11 protein-coding genes are annotated in these 12,375 nt (G+C 59.6%); 2 read left to right on the top strand and 9 right to left on the bottom strand.

Annotated features, from left to right (window positions below; genetic code table 11):
* Window positions 1-13 precede the first annotated feature (13 nt).
* Window positions 14-1,840 carry a ribonuclease J gene (locus WMO17_RS00280; protein ID WP_097774789.1) on the bottom strand — a complete coding sequence of 609 codons (1,827 nt, stop codon included), beginning with the start codon at window positions 1,838-1,840 and terminating at the stop codon, window positions 14-16.
* 399 nt (window positions 1,841-2,239) lie between these two features.
* On the opposite strand from WMO17_RS00280, the gene rnhA reads away from it, so the two are divergent.
* A complete protein-coding gene (gene rnhA, locus WMO17_RS00275; RefSeq protein WP_005939979.1) occupies window positions 2,240-2,704 on the top strand; it encodes a ribonuclease HI in 465 nt (154 codons plus the stop codon).
* Window positions 2,701-3,231: a hypothetical protein gene (locus WMO17_RS00270; protein ID WP_097778181.1), complete on the top strand. Its 531-nt coding sequence runs from the start codon at window positions 2,701-2,703 to the stop codon at window positions 3,229-3,231. The genes rnhA and WMO17_RS00270 overlap by 4 nt, the downstream gene beginning before the upstream one ends.
* A 319-nt stretch (window positions 3,232-3,550) precedes the next feature.
* On the opposite strand, the gene mgsA is transcribed toward WMO17_RS00270, so the two are convergent.
* The 8 genes from mgsA to WMO17_RS00230 form a co-directional block, all read right to left on the bottom strand.
* On the bottom strand, window positions 3,551-3,955 hold the full coding sequence (gene mgsA, locus WMO17_RS00265) for a methylglyoxal synthase (RefSeq protein ID WP_005939970.1): 405 nt from the start codon (window positions 3,953-3,955) through the stop codon (window positions 3,551-3,553).
* Between the two features lie 194 nt (window positions 3,956-4,149).
* Entirely contained in the window at window positions 4,150-6,453 is a 2,304-nt protein-coding gene (locus WMO17_RS00260) for a peptidoglycan D,D-transpeptidase FtsI family protein (protein ID WP_349137241.1), read from the bottom strand.
* A gap of 19 nt (window positions 6,454-6,472) precedes the next feature.
* Window positions 6,473-7,006 (bottom strand): rod shape-determining protein MreD, encoded by a 534-nt coding sequence (gene mreD, locus WMO17_RS00255; RefSeq protein ID WP_044953428.1) that lies wholly within the window; start codon window positions 7,004-7,006, stop codon window positions 6,473-6,475.
* A gap of 14 nt (window positions 7,007-7,020) precedes the next feature.
* Complete coding sequence (gene mreC / locus WMO17_RS00250; RefSeq protein ID WP_349137240.1) at window positions 7,021-7,851, bottom strand: rod shape-determining protein MreC; 831 nt, start codon at window positions 7,849-7,851, stop codon at window positions 7,021-7,023.
* A gap of 149 nt (window positions 7,852-8,000) precedes the next feature.
* Window positions 8,001-9,023 (bottom strand): rod shape-determining protein, encoded by a 1,023-nt coding sequence (locus WMO17_RS00245; protein ID WP_005939954.1) that lies wholly within the window; start codon window positions 9,021-9,023, stop codon window positions 8,001-8,003.
* Window positions 9,024-9,183: 160 nt separating this feature from the next.
* Window positions 9,184-9,738, bottom strand: coding sequence for a Maf family protein (locus WMO17_RS00240; RefSeq protein WP_005939951.1), 555 nt, complete (start codon window positions 9,736-9,738; stop codon window positions 9,184-9,186).
* A 9-nt stretch (window positions 9,739-9,747) separates the two neighbouring features.
* Complete coding sequence (gene dut / locus WMO17_RS00235; protein ID WP_005939948.1) at window positions 9,748-10,194, bottom strand: dUTP diphosphatase; 447 nt, start codon at window positions 10,192-10,194, stop codon at window positions 9,748-9,750.
* 101 nt (window positions 10,195-10,295) lie between these two features.
* The gene (locus WMO17_RS00230) at window positions 10,296-12,371 is read right to left on the bottom strand and encodes a U32 family peptidase (RefSeq protein ID WP_349137239.1); all 2,076 of its coding nucleotides are present in this window, start codon (window positions 12,369-12,371) and stop codon (window positions 10,296-10,298) included.
* Window positions 12,372-12,375: the final 4 nt, after the last annotated feature.

Raw genomic sequence — 12,375 nt, 5'->3', positions numbered from 1 at the left:
CAGCGTGCCCGGATCAGACCTCCATCAGGATGGGAAGGATCATCGGGCTGCGCTTGGTGCGCCGATAGATATAGCTGCTCAGTGCCTCGCGCACGCGGGTCTTGACGCTGTTCCAGTCGCGCACATGTTCATCCACGCAGCGGTCCAGCGCATTTTCTACGATGCTCTGTGCACCGTCCATCAGGCTCTCGTTCTCGCGCACATACACAAAGCCACGGCTCACAAGGTCCGGGCCGGCCAGCACCTTGCCGGTCTTGCTGTCCACGGTGGCCACAATGATGACCAGACCGTCCTCGGACAGGTGCTTGCGGTCGCGCAGGACCACATTGCCCACGTCGCCCACGCCAAGGCCGTCCACCATCACTGCACCGGCGGTGACAGGCTCGCCCAGCTTTATCTCGTCCTGGCTGAGAATGACATTGGAACCGTTCTCCGCGATCAGAATGTTGCTGGTGGGGATGCCAAGGCTGGCAGCGGTGAGGGCATGCTTTTTGAGCTGCTTGTACTCGCCGTGCACCGGCAGGAAATACTTGGGCTTCGTCAGGGTGAGCATGAGTTTCTGCTCTTCCTGACAGGCGTGGCCGGAAACATGCACATCGTACATGCTCTCGTAAATGACCTCTGCACCCAGCAGCAGCAGACCGTTGACGATCTTGGTCACGCTCTTCTCGTTGCCGGGAATGGGATTTGCCGAAATGATAATGAAGTCGCCGGGGCCCACGCGCACCTGACGGTGGCTGCAGGATGCCATACGGGAAAGGGCACTCAAGGGTTCGCCCTGGCTGCCGGTGGTAATGAGCACTACCTGCTCCGGGGGATACTGGTTCAGCTCATCCACGCTGATGAGGGTGCCCTCCGGGATGTGCATATAGCCCAGCTCCTGCGCCATGGCGGTGTTGTTCACCATGCTGCGGCCGCTGAATGCCACCTTGCGGCCATCCTCCACGGCCAGATCGATGATCTGCTGCACGCGGTAGATGTTGGAAGCAAAGGTGGCAATGATGATCCGCTTGTTGCGGGCACGGGCGAACAGATTGCGCACGCCTGCAGCCACCTTCTGCTCGGTGGCGGTAAAGCCCGGGCGCTCGGAGTTGGTGGAATCGCTCAGCAGGGCCAGCACGCCGCGCTGACCGTACTCGGCCAGCGTGGACAGGTCGGTGACGCCGCAGGCCAGCGGAGTGTAGTCGATCTTGAAGTCGCCGGTCTGGATGATGGTGCCCGCCGGACTGTCGATGGCAAAGGCCACCGCATCCGGGATGGAGTGGTTCACATGGATGGGCTCAATGGTAAAGCAGCCCAGCTTGATCTTCTGTCTGGGGGTGATCTCCACGAACTTGGTCCTGCCTGCCAGACCGAACTCCTCCAGCTTGTTGCGGATCAGGCCGCAGGTCAGGCGGGTGCCATAGATGGGCAGGTCAAGTTTCTGCAGCAGATACGGGATGCTGCCGATGTGGTCTTCGTGGCCGTGGGTGATGAGCAGGCCCTTGATCTTATCCTTGTTCTGCACCACAAAGGTGAAGTCCGGGATGACCATGTCCACACCGTACATGTCGCTGTCCGGGAACACAAGGCCGCAGTCCACGATGATCATGTCGCCGTTGCACTCGTACACGGTCATGTTCTTGCCCACTTCGCCCAGACCGCCCAACGGATAGATGTGGATGGGCACAGCGGCCTCTCTGGGCTGCTGCGGGCGGCGGGGCCGACGGTTATAATAAGGGCGGCGGGTGGTGCGGGGGCGCTTTTCGCCCGTCTGCGCGGCGGGTGCGCCGGTGCTCTGAGCAGCTGCTGCTGCCTTGCTGCGTGCGGAATTATTGGTATTTTCTTTCGACTGTGCCATTCTGACCTCCAAAATAATTACAGCGCAGGCCGTCCCCGCTTGTGGAAACAGCCGCGCTGTGCATGGGAAGCACCTTGAAAAATCGCATCGGCTTCCGTTGGATGCACCGTATAGAATTTATTTCTCAGCGTGTTTTTTGCAAACCGCTGCCTGTTCCGTAAGAGGTTTTGTGCCAGATAGGTCCATCTGCTCGATGCGACCGTGGCTTTTCTGTTGGAACGCCCGGGCACACGCCTGCGGTGCGCCCCTATACGCATTTTGTTAGGATAAGTATAGTATTTCCCGGCGTTTTTGTCAATTCCAAGGTTTGGCAGCTCCGGCACGGAATATACATTCGCACTTGACAGAAGCCGGAAAATAGCGCTAAATAGAAGCAACTCATTTTAGAAGGAGAACCGCATGAAGCAGGTCGAAGTGTACACCGACGGCGCATGCAGCGGCAATCCCGGCCCGGGCGGCTGGGGTGCCGTGCTGCGCTACCGTTTTAACGGCAAAGTTTACGAAAAAGAGCTGAGCGGTGGCGACGACAGCACCACCAACAACCGCATGGAGCTGACAGCCTTTATCGAAGCACTGCGCCAGCTCAAGGAGCCGTGCGAGGTACGGCTGTGCTCCGACAGCCAGTATGTCATCAACGGGCTTCAGAAGGGCTGGGCCAAAAACTGGCAGCGCCGGGGCTGGAAAAAAGCAGATGGCTCCCCTGCCCTGAACCCGGACCTCTGGGCACAGGCACTGGAGCAGGAAGCCCGGCACAAGATCACCTATGTCTGGGTCAAGGGCCACGCAGGCCACCCGGAGAACGAACGCTGCGACCAGCTGGCCGTGGCCCAAAGCAAAGCACATGGCGGGAGGCAGGGAACATGAGCGACACATTTTTGCCCGGCAGCGGGTTCGACACCTACGAGAGTCAGGATAAGGTTCTGGTGCAGATGGACGGCAGCAGAGAATGCGCCGTAGCTGTGCGCATTTTACAGCAGCAGGGCTTTGCCGTGGCGGGCGCTGCCGTGCGGCTGGCAGCAGAACAGACCGCCGATGCGGAAAGCGCCAAAAAGGCAGCAGAGGCCCTTGGCATCGAGTGCATCGTGCTGAACGCCGAAGCACTGGCCGGACAGGACGCAGACGTTCTGGGCGAAGGCGGCACGCCGCTGTTTGCCGCCCTGCTGACGGCTGCAGACAAGCTCGGGATGCAATATGTGGCAACCACTCACCGTGCCCGGGTGGAGACCGGTGCAGACGGCGTGCACACCGTCTGCCCGCCCGCAGGCACCGGCAGTGATGACAGCACGATTCTTGCAGCTCTGCCGCAGGAAACGCTGGCACGGCTGATCTTGCCGCTGGGCGATTTTGCCCCGGAAGATGTGGCGGAGATGGCCGAGGATTTTAAAGTTTAACCGTACGTTTCAAATGGCCTCCGTTGCACTCTGGCCATATTCAGCGGAAACATTATTTTTATATTAGAATTCCGGAAAATCTGCGGATTTTCCGGAATTCTTTTTTTCACAGGCAAGGCCGCTGCGGCACACGGCATCTGCTGTTTTTGCTTCCTGCGGAAACAGCCGCACGGCGGCAGAAATGCATTCTGCGGTTCGGACCCCATTCCCGTGAAAATGAAAATCGGGAACATCCGCAGATGTTCCCGATTTTCGCATTATCAATATAGTTTCCGCTGAATATGGCGCAGCGCACGCAGAGCCATTCCAAATCGTTTTGTCAGTTCTGGGGATGCACGATATCGCGCCAATCCAGATCGCCGCGCTCCAAGCCGTGGATGAGCACTTCTGCAGTGGCAATGTTGGTGGCCATGGGGATGTTGTGCACATCGCACAGGCGCAGCAGCGTCATTTCGTTGGGTTCGCTGGGCTTTGCGTTGATGGGATCACGGAAGAACAGCAACAGGTCGATCTCATTGCAGGCGATGCGGGATGCGATCTGCTGGTCGCCGCCCTGCACACCGGCCAGAAAGCGTTGCACCTGTAAGCCGGTAGCTTCTGCGATCAGTTTACCGGTGGTGCCGGTCGCTACCAGTTTATGCTGGCTCAGGATGCGGCAGTACGCCGTACAAAACTGAACCATCAGCTCCTTTTTGGAGTCATGCGCAATGAGTGCAATCGTCATCCGTTACCCTCTCCTCTTCCTAAACGATTGGAACGCTTTTGTAAAAAAGTCCTTCGCCTGAAATGATATCACAAAATCCAATCTTTTACAACTGGTTTTTATACAGAATATTCAATTTTGTTTTCTTTTCAGGGATGTTTCCATTCAAAACCCCGCTGCAGTGCCCTTTCCCGTGTCGGTTTTGTCTCCCGTTTTCAGTTCTCCGGCGCAATGGCATCGGGGTTCTGCTCGGTGTCTGCGGCGGGCTGCTGCTCGTCCTGCACGGCAGGCTGGGCTTCCCCTTCTGCTGCCGTTTCCGGCGCAGCAGTGTCTGCGGCGGGTGCCATCTGTGCAGGCTGGGCTGCGGCATTGCCGGTGGTCTGGCCTGCAGCGGCCTGTGCTGGGTCAGTGGTCTGCGCCTGATCTTCCTGCTGGGCCTGCTCGGCTTCCTTTTCCGCTTCGGCCTGCTGGGCAAGGCTGCCATCCTTCAGGGCAAAATAGGCATTTGCAATGTCCACCACCAGATCACCGGTACGGGCACCATAGCCTCCGTACTCAATGCTAATGCCAATGGCGATCTGCGGATCATCCGCCGGGAGGTAAGCCACCATCATGGCGTTCAGATAGTGCTTACCGGGCGCATAGGTCTCACTGCGCTGAGGTGTACCGGTCTTGCAGGCGATCGGCACCGGATAGCTGGAAATTTTGCCGCTGATGGTGCTGGGCACCTGCCTCATGCCCTGCCGCACCAGCTCAAAGGTGTTGCCGGTGCCTTCGATCACATCCATGACCTCGGGCTTGGTCTCGCTGAGCACCTCGCCGGTGTTGGTGTCCAGAATGGCCTTGACGAAATGGGTGCGGTAACGGGTGCCGTTGTTGGCCAGCGTTGCCGCGTAGGTAGCCAGCTGGATGGGCGAGACCACCGTGTTGCCCTGACCGATGGCGGCCTGCACATCCAGCGATGCCGTATAGTTGGAGTCGCTCTTGGTGGTCAGACGGCCCACGGCCTCGCTCACCTCCACACCGGTGCGCTGGCCAAGACCCAGCTTGTAGGCATAGGCATCGTACACATCGCTGGTCAGGCGGCGGCCAACATCATAGAAGAAGATGTTGCAGCTCCACTTAATGGCCGTTACCACATCGATGTTGCCGCTGTGGCCATGGCGGGTACAGCGGGGGTGGTAATCCTTGAAGTAGTTGTACACGCCGTTGCAGTAAACGGTAGAATACTGGTTGATGAGGCCGCTATCCAGTGCAGCCACCGCCACGGCGGGCTTGAAGGTAGAACCCGGCGTATACAGGCCCTGCAATGCGCGGTTGAACAGCGGCAGGCTCGGGTCGGAGCTGTACTCGCTGTAGTTGGCGGCATACAGGTTCTGGTCATAGCTGGGATAGTTGGAAGCAGCCAGCACACTGCCGTCCTTCACGTCCAGCACCACCACCGCACCGGCGGCAGCTTTCATGGTGCCGGTATTGTACACGCGGTTGATCATATCAATGTTGTCCGCCAGTGCCTTGTCCACGGCACGCTGGAAGTTGCTGTCAATGGTCAGCTGCACGGTATGGCCCGGCTCCGGCACAGTGGTGAGCTTTGTATCCACGATCACGCCGTCCGAATTGCGGGTGATGGTCTCCACGCCGTCCTTGCCGCGCAGCTCGTCCTCATAAACGGATTCCAGACCAGAAATGCCCAGAACATCGTTCATGTTATAGCCTTTTTCCCGCAGCGGATAGGTCACCTGACCGTTGGAATCGGTCACCTTCCACTTTTCCGCCGTGATCTTGCCCACACGGCCCAGCACCGCCGGGATGATATCGCTCTGGTCGTAGCTGCGGGCGCTGGTCTCCACGATCTCCACACCCGGCAGCTGCAGGCTGTGTTCCTTGATGGTGGCCACCGCGAGGGTGCTCACGTTCTCCGCCATGACAAAATTGTTCACATTGGAGAACGCCTGCCGGTCCATCTCGTAGTGGATGCCGGCCAGCACACGCTGCCATTCCGGCGAAAAATCCTGCAGATCGTTCTTTTCCACCAGCATTTCCATTACATCGTTGGCGGTGGCGTACTGCTGCAGACCAAGCGTTTCCTTCATGTCTGCCAGCTGCTTCTGGTCGCTGGTGGACGTGTCATCGTCCGTAAAGGCGTAATTGCCTGCTGCGTCCGCCTGACCGATCAGCAGCGTATCATTCCAGCTCTCGCCATTCGCACGCAGCAGCTCCACGATCTGCTGCAGCATGGTGTCCAGATCCCGGTCGCCCATCAGCAGTTTGTTGAGGACCACATTGTAGCTGGTGGTTGTGGTGGCAATGCGCCGCCCGGCGCTGTCCACGATATCGCCGCGGGCCGCCGTGACCGTAAAGTTATAGTCGGTGGTGTTGGTGGCCTTGGCCTTGAAGTCGTCGCCGTTGACCAGCTGCAGAAAGATCAGCCGCATCACGTACAGGCCCATGATAACACATGCCACTGCAATGAGCAGGATCATCCGGCGCACAACGTTTTTTCGTTCGTTTTGGTTCATCCGCGTTTCCTCCGGCGGTTCAGACTACGCCGTTGTCGATTTTGAATGCGCTGTAAATGTGCCGCACCAGACTGAACAGCATCAGCGACGGCACCAGCGTCATCATGGCCGAAGGCAGCACAAAGGTCAGCCAGCGGCTCAGCGCCCAGCTGTAGCCGGGCATGTAGTAGAAGAACAGCCAGTCCAGCGAGAGCACCACAAGGGCCGTGCCGGTGCTGATGAGCGCAAAGTTCCATGTGCTGCCCTGCAGATACACCTGAACCAGCACCGAAAGCGCAAAGCAGAGCAACAGCAGTTCCAGCGCCAGCATACCCACGGTGCGCCCGGCGGTGTAGTCCCACAAAAGGCCGCTCACGGCACCAAACAGCGCACCTGCAAACTCGCCTTCATACACGGCCACAGCCAGACACAGCGGCAGAATGAACAGCGGCTTTGCCTGCCCCAGCTGGAGCAGGCCGGGGGTCGTCTGCAGTGCCGCGCACACAAACAGTGCCACCGCGTAGCAGACCCATTTCAGGATCTGGCTGCGGCTGCGCATGCGGCGTGATTCCATACAAATGCGCCCCCTTAATAGTCGGTAATAACGAATACGTGCTTGACCGTGCGCGGGTCTGCACCCGGGCGCACCACTGCAATGGAAGATTTGCCGCTGACTTCCGGCTCCACCTTCTGCACGGTTCCCACCAGCAGATCCGGCGGGAACACTCCGCCAAGACCGGTGGTGATCACCTGATCGCCCATCTTCGTCTCAGTGGCGCGTTCCAGATTGGTCAGCACGCACAGGCCGTCACCGGCATAATCGGTGCTGCCATTGATAATGCCGTTTTCCCGCGTGCGGGATACCACGCCCGCAGCGCTGAAGCTGGGGTGCAGAATGGTCATCACCTTGCAGCTGGTGGTGTCGGCTTCCACCACCATGCCGATCAGATAGCCCTTATCGCTGATCACGGCATCGTTCACGGCTGCACCGTTCACCGTGCCGCAGTCCAGCGTAAAGCCTCCGAACTCATCCAGCGGGTCGCGGCCGATCACAAAGGCAGAAATATAGCTTGCTTCGGTGTTGGAATCCTGAATGCGGGCCAGTGCCTTGTAGGCTTCGTTCTCCGCCTTGATGCGGTCGTAGTCCACGATCTGCTGGCGCAGCTCAGCATTCTCCGCTTTCAGCTGTTCGTTCTGTTCCATGACCTCATCGATGCTGGTGTATTTTTCCCACACCGAGCCAATGCCGCCGCTCAGTGCCGATGTGACCTTCTGGAGCGGCATCAGCACCACGCCCAGCAGTTCCTGCGGGGCAGCAGTCAGCCGTCCGTTGGCACCGGCATAGGCCATGATTCCCACCAGAAACACCGCCACGGCTACCAGTATCTTAAATTTCCATGTGTCAAAAAAATCCTTCAAGGGAGTACCCTCCTGTTTCGGGTGGATGCCATGCCATAAGAAAAGCGCGGACAGCCCTGCCATCCGCGCAAGAGACATTGTTTGCAGCGGAAATCAGCGCAGACGCTGCGCAAAAGAGCCTTTTTCCGCAAGTGTGGGCCTTGCCCGTGTTACATGTGGCCGCCGTCGGTGTCCAGCACGTCATGCAGGACATCCACATGATCCAGCACCGCACCGGCACCCTTGGCCACGCAGTCCAGCGGGTCTTCCGCAATGTGTACGTCGATGCCGGTCTCGCTTTGGATCAGCTGATCCAGACCGCGCAGCAGTGCGCCGCCGCCGGTCAGGGTGATGCCGCGGTCGATGATATCCGCACTCAGCTCCGGCGGGGTGCGCTCCAGCGTTTCCTTGATGGCGCTGGTGATCTTGACCAGGCATTCCAGCAGAGCTTCGCGCACATCCTCAGAGTGGACGACGATGTTCTTGGGCAGGCCGTCCACGAGGTTACGGCCCTTGATCTCCATGGTCATTTCGGGGTCCAGCGCATAGGCGGAGCCGATCTCGATCTTGATCTGCTCTGCGGTGCGCTCACCGATCAGCAGGTTGTACTTGCGCTTGATGAAGGCGATGATGGCCTGATCGAACATATCGCCTGCCATGCGCACGCTGCGGGAGGCCACGATGCCGCCCAGAGAGATCACAGCGATCTCAGCCGTGCCGCCGCCGATATCCACGATCATGCTGCCGGTAGGCTCGCTGATGGGCAGGCCCGCACCGATGGCTGCTGCCATGGGTTCCTCAATGACGGACACCTGACGGGCACCGGCCTTCAGGGTAGCTTCGCGCACAGCGCGGCGCTCCACCTCGGTAACGCCGGACGGGATGCAGATGACCACGCGGGGGCGGGAGAACATGCTGTTGCCGCATGCCTTCTTGAGGAAATTTTCCAGCATGTTGGTGGTGATGTCAAAGTCAGCGATCACGCCATCCTTCAGCGGACGTACAGCCACGATGCTGCCGGGGGTACGGCCAATGACAGCCTTTGCCTCGGCACCCACACAGCGCACCTCGTCGGTCTTGGTATCCACAGCCACGACCGAAGGCTCCCGCATGATGATGCCCTTGCCCTTCATATATACCAGAGTATTTGCGGTACCCAGATCGATACCTACATCTTTAGAAAACAGGCCCATTGTAAAAATTCTCCTTATGCTTCCCATTTTATCTATAGCGCCAGAACATCCGGCAGCCCTTTTGTGCCGCCTTTGCGCAGAATAACACGGTTCTATTATAGCCGCAAGGCAATGATTTCTCAAGCGTTTGCGCAAGTTTTCTTCGTTTTTTCCAGTTTTATCACACAAAATGTGCCAGCAGCTGTACGGTGCGGCTCACCGGCAGACCCATGATGGTGTAGTAGTCGCCCTCAATACGGTCCAGCCAGAGGGCCGCCCGCCCCTGAATGGCATAGGCACCGGCTTTATCGTAGGGTTCGGCGGTGGAAGCGTAGAAGTCGATCTCCTCTTCACCCAGTGGGAAGAAGGTAACGCGGCAGCTGTCCACAAAGCTTTCAGTGCGCGCACCGTCCGAGATGCACACGCCGGTGTGCACCTCGTGGGTGGCACCGGAAAGGGCGCGCAGCATCCGCTTTGCGTCCTCTTCGCTGTGGGGTTTGCCGAACACCTCGCCGTTCACATCCACCACCGTATCACAGCCGATGACCACAGCGCCCGGGTGCTGGGCCGAAACAGCAAGGCACTTGCCCCGGGCCAGCTGTTCCACCAGATGGGCAGGCGTAGCGGCCTGCACCGCACTTTCGTCAAAGTCACTGACGCAGACGGTGAAATTGGTGGTATATAAGGAGAGCAGCTCCCGCCTGCGCGGGCTGCCGGAAGCTAAGATCAGGTTCATGATTCCATCTCACTTTCCGGTAGAGCCAAAGCCGCCCTCGCCGCGCTGGGTATCGCCCAGCTCTTCGGCAGGCACAAAGGCAGCGGTGTACACCGGTGCGATGCACAGCTGGGCCACACGCTCACCGGGCTGAATGGTGTAGGCTTCCCTGCCCAGATTGACCATGGGCACCTTCAGCTCGCCGCGGTAATCGCTGTCCACCACACCCACGCCGTTGGCCATGCACAGGCCGTGCTTGATGGAAAGGCCGCTGCGGGCGTACACCAGTGCCACGCTGTGGGGGCCGGGCAGCTCGATGGCAAGGCCGGTGGGCACCAGTGCCCGCTCCATGGGGGCAAGGGTGAGCGGCGCGTCCAGTACGGCGCACAGGTCGGCGGCAGCAGAGCCGGGGGTTGCGTAAGAGGGCACCTTGGCACGGGTGTCCAATACCTTATATTTTACTGTGATGGGTTCCATAGTATACCTCGTTTTGATTTTATAGCAACTCCTTCAGTCTCGCATACGCTCGCCATCTCCCTCAGGGAGGTGGCATTGCGTCAGCAATGACGGAAGGAGTTTCAGTTCGTACCTTTAAAATACAACCCACGGGTAAAATCACCTTCAAAGGGTGCATGGGTGCGGATCATCTCCAGAATTTTGGCCGCTTCCTCCCGGCTTTCCAGCGTGAAGTAAGCCACACCGTAGTCCACCGTCAAAGCGCCCGGCTTATCCCCCATATAAATAGGTACAGGGTTATAGATGGTGCGCACACCGAGGCCGCACCGCACTGGGAACTTCTTGGCCTTGCGGTCGGTCAGCACGCCGGTCTTGTCGCAGTGGGCGCAGTCGTGGATGTTCTGCAGCGGGCAGGCACGGGTGATCATCAGCGGCATATGGCCGTACACCAGCACGCCGGTGGGCACCGGCCTGCCGTTATGGGTGGGCGCAATGGTGCTGATGTCGCTGTCCTTCACCTCGGGCAGGATGAGCATGGAGCCAAGGCCGTTGTCCGCGTAGAACTGCGCGGCCAGCTGGTTCGTGATGTTCAGGCCAAAGCTGCCGCTCATGGGCAGGCCCCGACACAGGCGCAGGTGGGCGATATTGCTCACCTCATAGCCTGCAAAACCGGCGTCCTGCGTGGCCGCGATGCGGCGGGCGGTATCCTCTTCCAGCTTGCCAAACATGACCCGGGGCAGCTCCAAAAGGGTCTTTGCCCGCCATTCCCGGGGCACGCGGTCGGCCTGCGCAATGGGCAGGATGAAATACTCGATGCCGTCAAGCGCCCGCTCCGGCACCTGCTCCCAGCTCTCAAACCGGGCACGCAGGGTACGGTGGGGCGGCAGAGTGCGCAGCGGCAGGGCAGGCACATGCTCCTCGGTGGTGGGCCACGGGCGCAGCACTTCCCGCTTTTTGAGCAGGGCATCCAGCGCTTCGCGGCGCAGCTCGTTCACCGCACCGCCCGGGATAAACCACGGCCCGCCGTCCATTTCCACGGTAATATCCTGATCTTCCACCGCAAAAGGCGTGCCGCCGGTCTTGGCAAGGCTGCGGTGCAGGCTTTCGGTGGGATCAGTACGAGCAGGCTGCGGCTCTGCATCCCCATAAGCAAAGGCCCTGCTGCCGTCTGCATCGGTGACAGTGAGCTTTTCGCCACCCTCTTCAATTTCCAGCTTCATCTTTACCGGCACGCGGCTGCGCTCACGGCGGTAAAGCTCCCGCAGCATGGGCAGGGTCTTTTTGGTCTGCTCTGCGTCTGCTTCACTGCGCACGCCGAACATGGTGCCGTCGATCTTTCCATCCAGATAGCCGGAGGTGAAGCCGGAACGGCTGAAAGCATTCTTCAACAGATCGCGGTCGTAGGCGCGGCCCTCGCGGCCTGCAAGACAGGCGCTGACTGCCGCCGCCACATACTCCGGCGTGCGCAGACGGCCCTCGATTTTTGCCGATGCCACGCCAAGCGCCTGCAGCTTGTCCAGCTTATCAATGACCGAATTATCCTTTAAGGACAGGTGGTGCAGACGGCCCGGCTTGCCCTCCGGCAGGGCATTTGCCTCAAACGGCAGGCGGCACGGGCCGGCACAGGAACCGCGGTTGCCGCTGCGTCCGCCCAGAAAGGCCGACATGTAGCACTGGCCGCTGACGCACATGCACAGCGCGCCGTGCACGAAGCACTCGGTCTCGATGCCGCAGTGCTTTGTGATATGCTCCACCTCGGGCATGCTCAGCTCACGGGCCAGCACCACGCGGGTGAAGCCCAGCTCCTTGAGCTCCAGTGCACCCTGCAGGCTGTGCACGCTCATCTGGGTGGAGCCGTGGCGCGGCAGCTGCGGTGCAATTTTACCGATCAGCGTTGCCACTGCCAGATCCTGACAGATGACCGCATCGGCACCGCTGGCTGCAACGGCACGGATGGCCTGTTCCAGCGCGGGCAGCTCACCGCCATAGACGGTGGTGTTCAGCGCCACATGCACAGCCACGCCCCGCGCATGGCAGAAGGCGACCGCATCTTTCAGCGTATCCGCGTTAAAATTGTTGGCACTGGTGCGGGCATTGAAACCCGAAAAACCCAGATACACTGCGTCGGCACCGCTGAACACAGCGGCACGCAGCATTTCTTCGTTGCCCACCGGGGCAAGGATCTCGATCTTTGACATACTT

It is taken from the genome of Faecalibacterium faecis (assembly GCF_040096475.1).
Taxonomy (GTDB): Bacteria; Bacillota; Clostridia; order Oscillospirales; family Ruminococcaceae; genus Faecalibacterium; species Faecalibacterium taiwanense.
The sequence above is the reverse complement of the archived record's forward strand: the minus strand, read 5'-3'. Positions and strand labels throughout refer to the sequence as shown.